At 44.5% G+C, this 16,737-nt stretch carries 8 protein-coding genes and 1 tRNA gene; 6 read left to right on the plus strand and 3 right to left on the minus strand.

The genetic code is table 11. The annotated features are described in order from the left end of the window. The first annotated feature begins 353 nt into the window (after positions 1-353). The gene (locus HUW51_RS10420; RefSeq protein ID WP_185273972.1) at positions 354-4,832 is read left to right on the plus strand and encodes a T9SS type A sorting domain-containing protein; all 4,479 of its coding nucleotides are present in this window, start codon (positions 354-356) and stop codon (positions 4,830-4,832) included. Between the two features lie 84 nt (positions 4,833-4,916). On the opposite strand, the gene HUW51_RS10425 is transcribed toward HUW51_RS10420, so the two are convergent. Further along, complete coding sequence (locus HUW51_RS10425) at positions 4,917-5,438, minus strand: gamma carbonic anhydrase family protein (RefSeq protein WP_185273973.1); 522 nt, start codon at positions 5,436-5,438, stop codon at positions 4,917-4,919. Between the two features lie 354 nt (positions 5,439-5,792). Between HUW51_RS10425 and HUW51_RS10430 the strand changes: the two genes are divergently transcribed. Both HUW51_RS10430 and HUW51_RS10435 read left to right on the plus strand, forming a co-directional pair. Then, positions 5,793-9,128, plus strand: a complete 3,336-nt coding sequence (locus HUW51_RS10430) for a SusC/RagA family TonB-linked outer membrane protein (RefSeq protein WP_228466995.1) — start codon at positions 5,793-5,795, stop codon at positions 9,126-9,128. A 43-nt stretch (positions 9,129-9,171) separates the two neighbouring features. Beyond that, positions 9,172-10,899, plus strand: coding sequence for a RagB/SusD family nutrient uptake outer membrane protein (locus HUW51_RS10435; protein WP_185273974.1), 1,728 nt, complete (start codon positions 9,172-9,174; stop codon positions 10,897-10,899). Positions 10,900-11,342: 443 nt separating this feature from the next. On the opposite strand, the gene HUW51_RS10440 is transcribed toward HUW51_RS10435, so the two are convergent. Further along, positions 11,343-11,807, minus strand: coding sequence for a hypothetical protein (locus HUW51_RS10440; RefSeq protein WP_185273975.1), 465 nt, complete (start codon positions 11,805-11,807; stop codon positions 11,343-11,345). Between the two features lie 134 nt (positions 11,808-11,941). Here HUW51_RS10440 and HUW51_RS10445 point away from each other — a divergent pair, with 134 nt between their 5' ends. Beyond that, complete coding sequence (locus tag HUW51_RS10445) at positions 11,942-12,283, plus strand: hypothetical protein (protein ID WP_185273976.1); 342 nt, start codon at positions 11,942-11,944, stop codon at positions 12,281-12,283. A gap of 696 nt (positions 12,284-12,979) precedes the next feature. Here the strand turns inward: HUW51_RS10445 and HUW51_RS10450 are convergent. Continuing rightward, positions 12,980-13,972, minus strand: a complete 993-nt coding sequence (locus HUW51_RS10450; protein ID WP_185273977.1) for a radical SAM protein — start codon at positions 13,970-13,972, stop codon at positions 12,980-12,982. 251 nt (positions 13,973-14,223) lie between these two features. Between HUW51_RS10450 and HUW51_RS10455 the strand changes: the two genes are divergently transcribed. Further along, positions 14,224-14,307, plus strand: a tRNA-Leu gene (locus HUW51_RS10455). A gap of 245 nt (positions 14,308-14,552) precedes the next feature. Next, positions 14,553-16,511 carry a tetratricopeptide repeat protein gene (locus tag HUW51_RS10460; protein WP_185273978.1) on the plus strand — a complete coding sequence of 653 codons (1,959 nt, stop codon included), beginning with the start codon at positions 14,553-14,555 and terminating at the stop codon, positions 16,509-16,511. The last annotated feature ends 226 nt before the right edge of the window (positions 16,512-16,737 follow it).

The following is a 16,737-nucleotide window of genomic DNA, read 5'->3' on the forward strand; positions in this document are numbered from 1 at the left end:
TACCGGCTATTATGGGTTTTTACTTTTACAAGCAGCTAGCAGCCACCTAATGCTATGCCAGAGTTAACCCCAAAGAGAGGGTGATTGAAGTAGTATTTATATTCAAGTTTATATTAATTTACTAAGTACTTAAGCTTTACTTTAATCGCTATATAGTTCGTATTGCGTTCTCGGTGCAGTAGTGCTTTAACCTTTTGGTTAAAAGACCTGCTTTTTCTCTTGCTTTTCTTCTTTCACATATCTCAATCAATCCTTTGTATTTAAAAAACACTATGAAAACACGTAAACTCTTATTTTGTGCAACAAAAAATGCACTCCAGCCTGTTTTTAATTGGCGTTTAGTTTCTTTTTTCTTGCTGACAATCAGTGTTGTAAGCTCCTTTTGTGTTCAGGCGCAAACTAAAATCTGGGATAAAACTTACGGCGGCTCTGGCAGCGATGCTTTTGAATCAATAAAGCCAACCAATGATGGTGGGTTTATTTTAGCAGGAACTTCTTACTCGCCAGTTTCGGGAGATAAAACCGGAGTAGCCGGCGGTAGCGGCGATTACTGGGTAATAAAGTTAAACGCCGACGGTAGTAAACAATGGGACAAGACTTTTGGTGGGGATAATTATGACGCGTTGCAGTCGGTACAGCAAACCCTGGATGGTGGCTATATTCTGGGTGGTTATTCTTTTTCGGGAGCATCAGGTAATAAAACCGAAGAAAATGAAGGCGGAATTGATTACTGGATTGTAAAATTAAAATCCGATGGCAGTAAACAATGGGATAAAACCTTTGGTGGAGATAATACCGATTGGTTAACTACAGTAGAACTAACTCCAGATGGCGGCTATATTTTAGGAGGCTATTCATCTTCAACAATAAGTGGCGATAAATCGGAAGCCAATAAAGGCGATCAAAATACTTATGATTATTGGGTTATAAAGCTAAATGCCAGCGGAAATAAAGTTTGGGATAAAACCTTGGGCGGTAACCATTCAGATTATTTAAACGCCCTGGTTGCTACTCCGGATGGAGGGTATTTACTAGGCGGTTCTACTTCTTCCGATAAAAGCGGCGATAAAAGCGAACCCCGCAACAGCGATTGTACTTATGGCTTCGACGGTGATCCTTGCCCGGATTATTGGGTAGTCAAAATTTCGGCTCAGGGAGCAAAGCAGTGGGACAAAACTTATGATGGGTATAAAAGCGATTTTCTTACGGCCTTAGCGGTTACTAAAGATGGGGGCTACTTGCTCGGTGGTACTTCCGAATCGGATGAAAGTATGGATAAAAGCCAGCCCAGCCGCGATGCCACTGAAGACGAGGCCAAGGGGGATTACTGGGTAATTAAAATTAAGGCAAATGGAACCAAGGTATGGGACCGCACCTTTGGCGGCAATAACAGAGATGGTCTTACTGCCCTATTAGCAACTCCGGACGGCGGTTTTTTGCTCGGGGGGTATTCTAACTCTAGTAAAAACCAGGATATGACCGAAGCCCGGCGTGAGGTGGAAAGCTATTGGGTAATAAAGTTAAATGCCCAGGGTAATAAAATCTGGGATAAAGCTTTAAGCAATGTTAATCGATATATAAATAGCCTTTCGCTGGGGCTAGCGCTTACCGAAGATGGTAACTGTTGGGTAGCCGGTACTTCTGCGGGGGGCAAAGGCTGGGAAAAAAGTCAGGAGCCTAAAGGCGCAGAAGATTTTTGGGTAGTAAAGCTCGATATCCCGAACAAAAAAGTGCAAACCATTACCTTTAATCCGGCAGATCAGGGTTTAAGCAGTACGCCTTATACGCTATTGGCCAAGGCTAGTTCGGGCTTACCGGTTACCTTTAAATTGCTTTCGGGGCCAGCTACGCAATATGGCAATCAGTTAAAATTTACCGGTTATGGCACCGTAGTAATTAAAGCTTTGCAGGCAGGTAATGCTACTTACAGCGCTGTAGAACATACTACCAGTTTCCGGGTGCAACGGTTTACCAAACTACCCGATAAAACCATCGGCGGCGATAACATAGATCTGCTAGCCGATATGGTAGCCACTCCCGATGGCGGGTATTTACTGGCTGGTACGTCACAATCGGGCAAAGCGGGCGATAAAGGCAGCGCCAGCAAGGGGGCTTCGGATTACTGGCTCGTGAAAATAGATAAAAATTTAAAAAAAGTTTGGGATAAATCTTTCGGGGGCGAAGGCACAGAAACCCTTTCTATTATTTTGGCTACTCCCGATGGGGGCTACCTGCTGGGCGGTTCTTCCGACTCAGACCAAACGGGTGATAAAAGTGAGCCAAGCCGGGGTGCAAAAGACTACTGGCTCGTAAAAACCGATGCCGATGGTAATAAGCAATGGGATAAAACCTTGGGCGGAAACCGGGATGATAACCTTACCACTATTGTGGTATCGCCGGATGGGGGATATTTGTTGGGTGGTTCTTCTGCTTCGGACCAAGGCAATGATAAAAGTGAAGGTAACAAAGGAACAACCAATGGTAACGGCGATTATACCACCGATTACTGGGTAATTAAAGTAGATAGCGAGGGTAATAAAATCTGGGATAAAACACTGGGGAATGCTTATGATGATAATTTATCCGCTATGTTGGTTTTGCCTAACGGTAACTATGTGTTAGGTGGGTACACCGATACCGATATAAATGAATTTACCGATTTTGAATTAGTTTATTTAAATTCCCAAGGCGACCTGCTCTGGAGTAAAACCTACGACCGGGATTGGGTAGATAATTTAGCCGCTATAGCTCCTACGCCCGATGGCGGGTTTCTGTTAACAGGAATGTCTGGTTTTGAAACGTACTATTATTGGATTTTAAAGGTAAACGCCAAAGGAGAACAAGTTTGGGAGAGAACTTATGGCGGCGGCGATATTTTTAATTGTGAGTCGTGCGTAACAAATCGGTCTACACCAACAGATATAGTGGTTTTACCTACCGGAAATTATTTAATAGCAGGTTATACTCATTCCAACATAGGTAGCAGCCGGAGCGAAGAAAACCGGGGACGGGACGATTACTGGCTCCTGGAAATAGACGAAAACGGACAAAAAATTGCCGATAAATCTTTCGGTAGTCAAGGTATTGATCGGTTGGTATCGATTATAGCTTCTCCCGATGGTAGTTATTTATTAGGCGGTTCTTCTACTTCCAATATAGGTTACGAAAAAAGCGAAAACAGCAAAGGTAATTATGATTTTTGGTTGGTTCGCACCGAAACGCATGCTTTTCCGCCGGCTACCCTGGAGGCCTGGAACTTCCGCTTTGGCGGCAGTAGCCACGATTATCTAACTACCATGCTGCCCACCGCCGACGGCGGGTATTTGCTCGGAGGCTATTCTTACTCCAACCAATCGGGCGATAAAACCCAGGGCAGCCGGGGCAAAAGCGATTATTGGGTAGTAAAAACCGACCCCGCCGGCAAAAAACTATGGGATAAACGCTACGGCGGCTCCGGCGAAGACTATCTCAAAAGTGTAGTATCTACCCAGGATGGAGGCTATTTACTGGGTGGTAGTTCCGAATCGGGGTTAGGCGGCGACAAAACCCAGGCCAGTAATGGCAGTCGGGATTATTGGATAATAAAAATAAACAGCAGCGGCCAAAAAGAATGGGACCAAAGCTATGGCGGCCAGGGCGTAGAAGATTTTAAAAAAATTATTTCTCTGGGAAATGATAATACTTACCTGTTAGCGGGTTACAGCGAATCGGCGGTGAGCGGCGACAAAACCCAGGGAACCCGGGGCGGAAAAGATTATTGGATAATTAAAATCCAGGGTATAAACGGCGCCAAATACTGGGATAAACGTTTTGGGGGATCTGGCGATGATTACCTGGAGGATGTGCTGGTACTTGGAAACCGGGATTTGCTTTTGGGGGGTACTTCGTTCTCCGCAGCCGGCGGCGATAAAAGCCAGGGCAGCCGGGGTAACTCGGACTATTGGGTAGTGCGTACCAACAGCGAAGGTCAGAAACTCTGGGATAAACGCTATGGTGGTAGTGGCCAGGATCAACTGTATGCCTTATCAACTACTGCTACTAATGCCATCCTGCTGGCCGGGCAAAGTGCTTCGGGTAAAGGCGGCGAAAAAAGCCAGAATAGTCAGGGCGGTAAAGATTTCTGGATATTGCAGGTAGATGGTCAGGGCAAAAAACAATGGGATAAAACCTACGGCGGCGCTGGGGAAGAAAGCCTGCGTTCTCTCATCCTGGATAAAACCGGCGGCTATGTTTTAGGCGGAACTTCATCTTCGGGTAAGAGCGGTGATAAGACCCAAGGCAGCCGGGGCAGCAGCGATTACTGGTTGGTTAAGATTAACGCTAGCGGTGCTAAGCAATGGGATAAACGGTTCGGGGGCAATAACGAAGAAGAGCTCCGCAGCGTATGGCAAACCAACGATGGCGGGTATTTGCTCGGCGGCCGTTCTGGCTCCGGGGTAAGTGGCGACCGTACCCAGGCAAGCCAGGGTGGTAACGATTACTGGCTGGTGAAAGTAGCGCCTCAAGCGAACAGTCCAGTAATAGCTGCCCGGCAAAATTTACCAGCAGCTATAAGCGAAAATCTAGCTAATCTCAACGCATTGGTTGCTTTCCCCAATCCGTTTGCTGGGCAGTTAAACGTGAGCTTTACCTTACCGCAAACCCAGGTAGTAAGTTTAAAAGTCTACAGCAACACCGGGCAGGAAGTGGCAACTTTGTTTCAAGGCGAGGCTGAAGCAACTAAAACGTATACCTATCAATGGCAAGCAAGTAAATCAACGAGTGGTATGTATATAATCCGGTTACAAACCAGTCAGCAGGTAAGTCACCAGAAAGTACTTCTGGCCCGCTAGAATTTTAAATTTTTAAAAAACAGGCTAAAAGCCAAGGTAGTTCCGCCGCAATCAGGCTACTGCCTTGGCTTTTAATTCTTTTAACTAGCTTGGCTTTGGTTGAAACCAGCCGGCGTACATTACATAGTTATTGGCGGTGCGGGCCATCCCGGCAATTTGTTCTTCGCTTACCGGTTTTACTTTACGGGCCGGAATGCCCGCGTAGATGTGGCCGGCTTCGCAAATTGTGTTTTCCAGTACAATGGCCCCGGCCGCAACAATGCAGTTTTCCTGCACCACGGCATTATCCATTACAATAGCGCCCATGCCCACCAGTACGTTATCCCGGATGGTGCACCCGTGCACAATGGCGTTGTGCCCCACCGATACGTTGTTGCCAATAACGGTAGCGGCTCGCTGGTAGGTACAATGAATAACGGCACCATCCTGAATGTTGGTTTTATCGCCAATCCGGATGCTGTTCACGTCGCCCCGGATAACAGCGTTAAACCACACGGTACACTCGTTTCCCAGTACTACATCGCCCACCACGGTGGCATTTTCAGCGATATAACAGTTTTCACCAAATGCAGGAAATTTATCTTCAACGGGTAACAGCAGCGGCACGGTTTATTTCTTTAGATTAAACAATAGGTAAATACCCCGGCAATATAAATAAGTTAGCGCTGGCTTGCCCGTATTTCTTGATTTGGAGTTGCTGCAACTTTGGATATTCCTATTATTAACGGTCTGTTTTATCAGTCCTGCGCATTCTTTTCTGGCAGCTATCATCTTAAAAACAGTAAAAGAGTCATTAAAGAACAACTTTTTTAAAAAAACGGTTTAGCTACTGTAAAAAATGTAATAAATCCGGGTAAAAACATGAAAATTACTATTTGTTTAATTTTAAGCACTTGATAGCCAACAAGTAATTAAAATTATCTTAGCTTTAGAATACCTTTCTAAACCTTAATCATCCATATGAAAACAGCTTTTACCCCCGATTGGCAACGACGGATTTGCGGTTTAATCCTGGTCGGTGCCCTTATGGGAAGTAGCAACAACCCGGCTGGGGCTACTTCTTGTAATAATTACAAAATTAATTTTACGATTAATAAGGCTTTTACCACGCCTAAATGGGTTACCTGGTCTATTACGGGCCGGGTTTCTTCGGCCGCTGGAGAGCCTTTGCCCGGTGTTACAGTACTATTAAAAGGAACTACTACCGGGGCGACAACTGACCCTAATGGTAATTACTCCTTATCTGTGCCCGAAGCACCGGGTACTTTGGTGTTTTCGTTTATTGGTTTTGCTACCCAGGAAAAATCCTTCTCCGGGCCGGGAGCTATTAACGTTACCCTGGCCGACGATACCAAGGCTTTACAGGAAGTAGTAGTTACGGGCTACACCGCCCAATCCAAAAAAGACATTACCGGTGCGGTAGCCACCATCGATGCCAAACAATTATTAGCTACTCCCTCTACCAATTTAGGCCAGGCCATGCAAGGCAAAGTGGCCGGCGTAACGGTGGGTAACGAAAACAGCCCCGGTGGCGGTGTAATGGTGCGTATCCGGGGTTTTGGTACCATCAACGATAACTCGCCACTTTATGTAATTGATGGTGTACCTACCAAGGGTAACTTAAATACCCTGAATTTGAACGACATTGAATCGATGCAGATTTTAAAAGATGCCTCAGCGGCGTCCATCTATGGTTCGCGGGCCGGTAACGGGGTGGTTATTGTAACTACCAAAAAAGGCAAGGCGGGTAAACCCGTGTTTACTTACGATACCTACGTGGGTACCCAACGCCCCGGTAAATTTTTAGATTTACTTAATACCCAGGAATACGCGCAATTAATCTGGGAATCGCGGCGCAATGCCGGCGCGGTGGGCGCTAACGGCAACCCGGTGCACGCGCAGTTTGGCAACGGGGCCAATCCGGTAATTCCGGATTATATCTTTCCGGCGGGTGCCATGGAAGGCGACCCACGGGTAGCCCAGGATGCCAGCGGCAAATACGTAAACTACAGCAACAACATCGACGATCCTAATTTTAACAAAACCAAATGGCTGATTACCAAAGCCAATAAAACCGGTACCAACTGGATGGACGAAATTTTTGATCCGGCGCCCATCCAAAACCACCAGTTAGGTGTGTCGGGGGGTAACGAGAGTGGCCGCTATGCTATGTCGGTGAATTATTTTAACCAGGAAGGAATTATGATCCACACGGGCTTTAAACGTTATTCCTTGCGGGCCAATACCGAGTTTAACGTAAACAAACGCATCCGGGTAGGCGAAAACTTCCAGGTAGCCGTGGGCGACCGCGTGGTGCAACCCGGCTCTAACGGCTTCGAGAACAACCCGACTTCTTTTGCTTACCGCATCCAGCCGCTTATCCCGGTATACGACGTAGCCGGTAATTTTGCCGGTACGCGGGGCACCGACCTGGATAACTCCAATAACCCGGTAAGTATGTTGTTCCGCAACAAAGACAATCACCAAAAAGAAATTCGTTTGTTCGGGAATGCATACGCCGAAATAGATATTTTAAAAAATTTAACGGCCAAGACCAGCTTCGGGGTAGATTACAACCTGTATAACTACCGCAACTATACTTTCCGGGATTACGAATCGGCCGAAGCCCGTGGTTCTAACAGTTTGCAAACCACCAACAACTACGAATGGACCTGGACCTGGTTTAACACCTTGGCTTATAATGCTACTCTGGGCGAAAACCACCGCTTAAACTTTTTAATTGGTACCGAAGCCATTAAAGATTATTACGAATTTTTTGATGCCTCGCGCACCAACTTTGCCTCCGATGACCTGGATAACCGTTATTTAAGCGGAGGTACCGGGGTGCAAACCAACAACGGCGGCGGTTATAACTGGGCTTTAGCTTCGGAGTTTGCCAAAGCCAATTATGCTTTCGCCGATAAGTATTTGCTCGAAGGTACTATTCGCCGCGACCGCTCCTCGCGTTTCGCGCCTAATTTCCGGACGGCTTATTTCCCGGCGGCCAGTGCTGGTTGGGTATTTTCGGAAGAAAACTTTGCCGAAAGCTGGGGGGCCTGGTTAAGCCGCGCCAAACTGCGGGTAGGTTGGGGTCAAACCGGTAACCAGGAAATTGGTAATTACAATTCCATCACGCAGTATTCTACTAATCCCATTACGTCTTTCTATGATTTAAACGGCTCCCGTACGTCGGCCATTCCGGGTTATGAGTTAACGCAGTTTGGGAATGCCAACGCTAAATGGGAAACCACCACGGCTACCAACGTGGGTATTGATTTAACTTTATTAAACGATAAAATTGATGCGTCTTTTGATTGGTATACCCGCTTGACTTCCGATATGCTGTTTCCGGTGCAGGCGCCGCTTACATCGGGCGTAGCAGTGACGCCTTTCCAGAACATTGGCTCTATGCGTAACCGCGGGGTAGATGCCGCTATAACCTATAACGGGCAAGTTGCCGACGGCAAACTAACTTATAGCATTGGGGGTAACTTAAGCACCTACCGCAACGAAGTAATTAAAACTACCGGCGACCCCAATACCCAGTACTTTGGCCTAAACGACGAACGCATCCAGAACTTTGTGGTAACGCAGCAAGGCCATCCTATTTCTTCATTCTTTGGTTATACCATCGACGGTATTTTCCAGAGCGACGACGAAGCTTTAGCGGCTCCTAAAAATAACCTGGGCGTAAATCAAAACCGGGCGGGCCGGTTCCATTACCGCGATGTAAACGGCGATGGCGTAATCGACTCAAAAGATTTATCCATAATTGGCAGTCCGCACCCCGATTTTACCTACGGCATTAACCTGAACGTGAATTATAAAAACTTTGGCTTAAGCATTTTTGGCCAGGGCGTGCAAGGCAACCAAATCTTTAACATGGTGAAATACTTTACCGACTTTCCTACTTTTGGCGGCAACCGCAGCAAACGCATGCTTTACGATTCGTGGCGGCCCGGCAAAACCGATGCGGTTCTGCCCCAGTTAACTTCCAGTGACCAGGTAAGTATTTTGCCTTCTACTTATTACCTCGAAGACGGCTCTTACTTCCGGATGAAAAACATTCAGCTTACTTATAATTTACCCGCGCCGCTGGTTTCTAAAATTGGTTTAGGCTCGGTGCGCGTGTACGTGCAAGGGCAAAACGTGTTTACGTTCACCAAATACTCCGGCATGGACCCCGAAGTAAACTTGCGGAATTATTCTTCTGGCAACGACCGGCAAATTGGCGTGGACGGCGGCAATTACCCCATCGCCAAGCAGTACCTGGTAGGTTTAAATGTGAGTTTCTAGTAGCCGCTAGATTTTAAATTTTTAAAAATTTCAATTATAGACCATGAAAAAAAGTATCATTATATGCAGCGGAGTTTTACTCAGTATTTTAAGCTCCTGCTCCGATTCTTTCCTGGACGTAAAACCAAAAGCCGCGCTAACCTTAGATGCGCTGCAAACCAATAAAGGCGTTAATTCCTTGCTGGTGGGCGCGTATTCTTTGCTGGATGGCTGGGCCACTCCCGAAGGGGCTTACCGTTCTTACCAGGTAGGGGCCGATAACTGGGTATATGGCAGTGTAGCCTCCGATGATGCTTACAAAGGCACCATAGCCGGTGACCAGCCGCCTATTTCCTTAATTGAGCAAGGCAATATTTCTTCGGATAATATTTATTTTCGGGGCAAGTGGCGGGGCATGTACGATGGCATTGCCCGCACTAACGATGTGTTGCAAACCTTAGCCAAAGTTACCGATATAACCGATGCCGAACGCACACAAATTACTGCTGAGGCTCGGTTCTTACGCGGCCACTACCATTTTGAGCTGAAGAAGATGTTTAATATGGTACCTTACATCGACGAAACCATTTATGACCCCAACAACCTGGAAAGTACCAAAAAGCCTAACACCGAGGATATCTGGCCCAAAATTATGGCCGATTTAACTTTTGCTTACGAGAATTTGCCGGTGAAGCAAACGCAACCCGGCCGGGCCAGTAAATGGGCCGCTGGCGCTACCATGGCCAAAGCGTATTTGTTTCAGAAAAAGTTTGCCGAAGCTAAGCCTTTGCTCGAAGCCATTGTGGCCAGCAACCAGTTCCGGTTAGTAGACCGCTACCACGATAATTTTAGGGCGGTAACCAACAACAACGCCGAATCTATTTTTGAAGTGCAATACTCCGTAAACGATGGCGCCTCCGGCGGCGAAAACGGCAATATTGGCTCTACCTTAAACTATCCGTACGGCGGGGGCGGGGTTACTACCTGCTGCGGTTTCTTTCAGCCGTCGCAAAACTTAGTCAACGCTTTTAAAACCGGCGCCGATGGCTTACCGCTCCTGGACACTTTTAACGCCGAAGATGTAACCAACGACCAGGGCATTGAAGCTACCCAGCCTTTTACGCCTTACACCGGCACCGTAGATCCGCGCCTCGACTGGACCGTGGGGCGCCGGGGCATTCCGTTCCTGGACTGGGGCGTGCATCCTGGTAAAACCTACGTGCGCGACCAGGCTTATGGTGGTCCGTATTCGCCGAAAAAACACGTAATGTACCGGTCCGACGTGGGAACCAATACATTTGCTGGTAACCCCCGCTTAAATGCCAATAATTACCGCCTCATCCGGTATTCACATGTTTTGTTGTGGCTGGCCGAAGTAGAAACCGAATTAAATAACCTGGAAGCGGCTCGTGGTTACGTAAACCAAATCCGCCGCCGTGCCGCTAACCCCGATGGGTTTGTAAAAACCACCGCAGGTACTCCGGCTGCCAATTACGTGATCAGTGAATACACCACTCCCTGGACGGATCAGGCGCTGGCCCGCAAAGCCGTACAGTTTGAAGAACGTTTGGAGTTCGGCATGGAAGGCCACCGCCGGTTTGATTTAGTGCGCTGGGGAATTGCCGCCGAAACCCTGAACAACTATTACGCCACCGAATCAAAGAAGCGGTCTTACCTGGCGGGCGTACAGTTTATTCCGGGCAAACACGAGTACTTCCCGATTCCGTTGCAGGAAATATTTAACAGCAAGGTAAACGGCCAGAATACTTTAACGCAAAATCCAGGTTATTAATAGCTAATATTGATGGCTAAAAGGCTCGTTCTTAGAACGGGCCTTTTTTATTTCGGGGATAAGTGAATTTTTAAAAATTTAATTATTTGAAATTTATTTAAGTGGTTGAGTATTAAGATTGACCCCTCCGCCTGCGGCACCTCCCCTAAGAACAGGGGAGGAGATGAAGCTATTCTGCGTTTCCTTCTTTTCTAGCTCAACTGCGAATTCCGCTGCGCAGAGTCGGAACCAAAGATTTGCAGAATTCGGAAAGCTCTATTGAGCCAAACTGGTGCCTGTTTTTATAGATTAAGTTAAATTAAATAACAAAGCCGGTTAAGTGAGTGATGCTGGCTTACGCTGGCGCGAGCGTCTACGCTCGTGTCTAAAATGTGGGAGGCCTCCGGCCGGGCGAACAGATAAACTTAAATCAAGAGCGTGCCGTGCTGGCAATCACAATATGGTTAAAATGCTCTGAAATAAGGGCGGTGTACCAGGGGCGAAAATGCCCAAGGGATGGACGAGAGAATAAGCACTAAGCCAATCGTAAACCAAATGGCCATGGTTTTAAATTTTGCCTTATCGTTGGTTAAGCGTTTTACTTTGCCGGAACCAATGGTAATTAAAACTAAGGAAATAAACATGACGGAGCTGTGCTCCATGCCGAAAAAACGGATTTCGCGCTGGTGCACCGCATCTTTAAAGTAATGCAAAAAGTAAGTAGTAATGGGACTAACGTAATACAAAATAAGCCCGATGGTTATTTGAATATGCGCAAAACTGGTGGCAATGTTCCGGATGGTATTGTCGGTGCGGGTAAAGGGTTTGTTTTGGAGCCAACCCCGGTACGCGTAAATAATAGCTAGCAGCAAACTAGCTAAAACCAGCCACCGCACCAGCGAATGCAAAGCTAATAACGTGGAATACATACCGGATTATTTACAGTTTATCGGGCGCTACGTTTTAAATAAGAGTTAATATTATAGAGGCAAATACCGCATGCGATAGATACAAAGCTAAAATAAAGATATTTTAAAAAAGCATTAGATAAAAGGTAAATAACATGACGGTAAAAAAGCTTAAACTAAATGATTCTAATTTAGATCAGTTGGTAGATTATTTAATCCGGGCAGGAAAATTTGATTACGAAAAGCACGGGGCCGATATGACCATTCTGGTTCAGGATAATTTGCTCTTAACCGACATGACCGCTCACCTGAACATTCTTATCCTGAAAAACGAAGCCGGTTTTATTCTGGCGGATGTTATCAGCGGGGGCGGGGAAGATGGTTTACTGGATTTTAGCGGCTTGGTGGATAAAGATTATGCCGGTATAACTGCCCGGTTATTATATGATTACGCCCAATTATATGAGTTGGTGATTGAGCCGGTAAAAGCTGAGTAAAGAGCAATAACATAATCCTGAGGATTAGTACAGAGCGCTTGCCATCGGTAATGCAACTGGCCGGAGTAGCCAACCACCCCCACCCCTCCTTAGCCAAGGAGGGGAGCTGGCCTGTATTAGATTAATTACCCCATAGCAGCTGAATTGCATTTTAGTTACCAATTTAAAATTTGTAGTGGCGCAGGCTTTTTGTTTTCTGGTACAAACTTCTTATCCCCTTCTGGCTCAAGTATCCAAACTTGGGCCTACCTATAATGTAAAGTCTGTGACTTTACTCCAGCCAAAAGCCGAAAAAACCAGTTGCTCAGGCAAAACATGTTCTTACATAAAGATACCTTCGAAAATGTAACAGCTTTGTTCTTTGAGAAAGTAAAGCAATGATTCCGGCAGAATCTATTTAATATTTGGTAAGAACAAAAAAGCTCCCCGCCTTGGCTAAGGAGGAGTTGGGGTGGTTGATTTTTAATTTTTATAATTTCTATATCGCGAGCGTCCACGCTCGTGATGCTGATCGTCCGGCCTCTGGCCGGTAGAAACTTGCCGGCTGTTTACTTCTAAGAAAAATGTGTCTCCGTTTGCCCGGCCAGAGGCCTACCAGATAGTAGACACGAGCATGGACGCTCGCGCCAGTTGTGATGTTTTTAATTTTTAAGTTTTTTAAATTTCCCGGAAATTGTACAGGGCGATAAAACTAGCTTAAGCCACTGCCTGCTTCAATAAGCGCTTCCAGGTGCCTTTTTGCCAGTTGTACTTAAGTGTGCTGGGTAAGGCTTTCCAGAAGTACGAGTTTAATTCTACGGCGAAGCTAGGTTGCATGTAGCAGTTAATGGTGCAGCCTTCGCAAGCCGGTAGGCGGCCTTCCAGCGCTACCAACCGTTGCACTTCTGTGGATTGGTACAGATTTTTTAAATTTTCTTCTATCCGAAACTTCTTCTCGCCTAAATGGTAGCACGGCAATACCAACTCGTTTTCCGGCGAAATAACCAAAGTAGTGCTGGCGGCTTTGCAAACCGGGGCGGCGGTGTGGTTACCGCCATCGCGCCGTAATTTTAAAAAACCTTCGTTCAAATACACGTTGCGGCGCTTGCCGAAAGCCGAGAGGTAATCCAGTTCCGGTAAAGTTAAAGGTTGGCCGGTTTCTACGGCGTTGTAGGTAAAAGCCGGATTAAGCAGCAGCATTAAGTTGTTGGGCAGTGCAATGTCGTGGTACACGGGTTCTACCTGGTCCAGGTTTTCGCTGAAAACGGTAAACAAAATATCGGGCCGCTCGCCTAAATCTTTCGCTAGCTTAATGGATTCCAGCACAAAATCGTAGCAAGCCACGCCGCGGCCCTGGTCATGGCGTACTTTTACGGCGGCATCCAGCGAAAAATGCAGCATGTCTACTTTACCGCGCAGGCGCTCGGCCCATTTAGGGTACAGCAAACAGTTGGTGGTAAGGGTAGTTATAAAACCCAGGTTGTGGGCCAAACTTAAAAACTGATCTATTTGCTGGTGCAGCAAGGGTTCGCCGCCGGTAAAATCAATAACCTGCACGCCCAGTTCCCGCAAATCGCGCAAGTTCTTTTCTACGTCGCGGAGGTTGATGTACGGCGACGGCTTTTCCCAGATATCACAGAACGAACACCGGGCATTGCAGCGGTACGTAACATAATAATTACACAAAACCGGGTGACGAACAAGGCGCATGCTGTTGGTTGTGGGTTACAGGTTGCAAGTTACAGGTTAAATTGAGTTGAAAGGTTGGAAAGTTAAAAAGTTGGAAGGTTGGCCGCGCGTTAGGTTATTCGCACCGAACTGGCTTAAGCAAGAAAGCCCGGGAACGATAAAAAATATTTTTTTAAAAAAATAGCTATTGCGTATTCCCGAAAGATTATCTAAGTTTGCAACCCTATCGTAAAACAACGCTCCGGCGTTTTAGCGAAAGGAAGCTACCAAATGCCCAGATGGCGGAATCGGTAGACGCGTTGGTCTCAAACACCAATATCTTCACGGATGTGCCGGTTCGACCCCGGCTCTGGGTACAAAAAAAGCCTCGTAGATCTTAGATTTACGAGGCTTTTTTGTTGTAGTAATATTTTGGAAACTAGTATTAGATTATTTTAAAATGGAATCTAGTTTATTAGTTCTATTAAACACTACAAAGTAAAGTGGTGACAAACAAATATAATATACAAAACGAATACTCTGTTTCTATGTTTAAATACAGATTTAACTCGATTATTTATCTAAGTATTTAGCTTATTCGAAGAAAAGCTTATATTAGTCTATGCCTATAACTCTTAATTGTATCAAAGTATTTATTGCTTCTCCTAATGGACTCAACAAAGAACGAAAAAGCTTTAAATTGACTATCGAGGATTATAATCATACTGAGGCTATACATAGAAAAATAGTATTTCAAGCAGTCGGTTGGGAAGATACTCTTGGTAGTATGGGTAGACCACAAAGTATAATTAATAAAGATTTAAAACAATGTGACTATTTAATAGTGGTACTACATGACCGCTGGGGTTCAAGCCCAGGTGAAAACGAGTATAATGCGACATCGGGCACAGAAGAAGAATATGAAGTAGCCAAGGAATGCTTAAAAAATGAAGCTTATCCAATGAAGGACATAGCTGTTTTATTTAAGGCAGTTCCTTCAAATCAATTAATAGATCCTGGTCCGGAATTAAAAAAAGTACTAAAGTTTAGAAAACAATTAGAAGCAGAAAAACCCTTGCTTTATACTTCTTTTAATACTCTTACTGAATTTAATAAATTAATTCGCAAATATTTGGCTAGATGGCTTAGAGATTTGGAGGGATTTACAAAAAGTTCAGAAGTGGATCCAAATGTCCCATCAATTAAGGATCCTAAAACTGGTTATGATACCATTTATTCAAAAGAGTTATCCTCTAAAGAGCTTATTGAAGTAACTTCTGAAGTTAAAGAAAAAATAGATTATGCTTGGCGATTGGCTAATGAAGGGCACATTGTTCAAGCTGAAGTTGAGTTTTCTAAAGCTACAGTTAATCAACCAGGAGTATTTCAATTACTTAATTATTCTGATTTTCTAAATAGAATTGGCCGTTTAGAACAGGCTATGTCTATGGTAGAAAAAGCAGTTGAGATTTCTCTTGAACTCAATAGCCCTCTTAATCAAGCCTTGACGTTAATAAAATTAGGTCATCTGTTTCAAGATCAAGGTGAAATAGATAAGGCCGAAGAAGTCTATGTTAAAAGTCTAAAAATATATGAACAACTTGAAAATCTTTATGGTTTGTCAATAGTTTATAATAGCCTTGGTATTATTTTACAAATCAGAGGGCAAATAGATGAAGCTGAGAAATTGTATTATAAAAGCCTAAAACTGGACACAACCATTCAAAATATCAATGGTATGGCATCAAGTTATGGTCATTTGGGAAACATTCAGTTAATCAGAGGTGACTTGCAAAAAGCTGAAGAAATGTTTAATAAAAGCTTAGAACTTGAAATAAAAGATGATCATCTCATTGGTATGGCTTCTTGTTACGGCAGTCTAGGAAATGTTTATGCAATTAGGGGTAAGTGGACTAAAGCTGAGGAGATGTTTAATAAAGCGCTTGATCTTGATCTAAAACTAGGAAATAATGATGGAATAGCATCTAGCTACGGCAGTCTAGGAAATGTTGCATTAAGTAGAGGTAATTTGCCTAAAGCTGAAGCAATGTTTATTAGGAGTTTGGAAATCAATCAACTACTTAGCAACATTGAAGACATGGCTACTGACTATTTCAACTTAGCAAAGGTTAACATTGAAAATAATGATTTATCTAAAGCGGAGGAGTTGCTTAATTATGCTCTAAATTACAATAAGCAACTAGGTAAGCTTGAGGGATTAGCACAAGTATACGGGACTTTGGGGATGGTTCTTTACAAAAAACGAGATATAAAGGCAGCGGAAGAGATGTACAAAAAAAGTTTATCGCTTGAAGAACAATTAGGGCATAAAGAAGGAATGGCAGCTGATTACGGAAATTTGGGTAACTTATATTTGGATCAAGATGAATTTCCTAAAGCCCAAGAAATGTTTACTAATGCTATCGAAATTAACCTAAATATAGGAAATTATAAAAGTCTATATTCTAACTATAGAGGTTTAAGTCACGCTCTTTACAAGCAAAATAAAGTAGAGGAAGCAGATGAAATTTATAAAAAGTCCCAAGAGGTTTATAAAAGCTTTGATAATAGTGGATTGTAAAAAAAATAATATTTATTATATTCCAAATATTAGAAGGTTTTATAGCCATGCTCGTGGTCTCAGAGGAGGAAGCGTCTGAAAGAAGATATAGTGAATTTCCACCAATCAACTCGGCAACTTTGTTTAAGTATTTTAATTTGTATCTTCTTAAGCCTTCTCAACTCTTTCAAAAACTCATATCCAGTATAAAAATCGGTATGTAGAGCAGAGATGTTCCTCAAGTAGC

This window comes from Adhaeribacter swui, assembly GCF_014217805.1.
Taxonomy (GTDB): Bacteria; Bacteroidota; Bacteroidia; order Cytophagales; family Hymenobacteraceae; genus Adhaeribacter; species Adhaeribacter swui.

Bases quoted from the DNA above. Each gene is read 5' to 3' on its own strand.
- HUW51_RS10445 (WP_185273976.1), top strand. From the start codon at position 11,942: ATGACGGTAAAAAAGCTTAAACTAAATGATTCTAATTTAGATCAGTTG.
- HUW51_RS10435 (WP_185273974.1), top strand. From the start codon at position 9,172: ATGAAAAAAAGTATCATTATATGCAGCGGAGTTTTACTCAGTATTTTA.
- HUW51_RS10440 (WP_185273975.1), bottom strand. From the start codon at position 11,807: ATGTATTCCACGTTATTAGCTTTGCATTCGCTGGTGCGGTGGCTGGTT.
- HUW51_RS10430 (WP_228466995.1), top strand. From the start codon at position 5,793: ATGAAAACAGCTTTTACCCCCGATTGGCAACGACGGATTTGCGGTTTA.
- HUW51_RS10460 (WP_185273978.1), top strand. From the start codon at position 14,553: ATGCCTATAACTCTTAATTGTATCAAAGTATTTATTGCTTCTCCTAAT.
- HUW51_RS10450 (WP_185273977.1), bottom strand. From the start codon at position 13,972: ATGCGCCTTGTTCGTCACCCGGTTTTGTGTAATTATTATGTTACGTAC.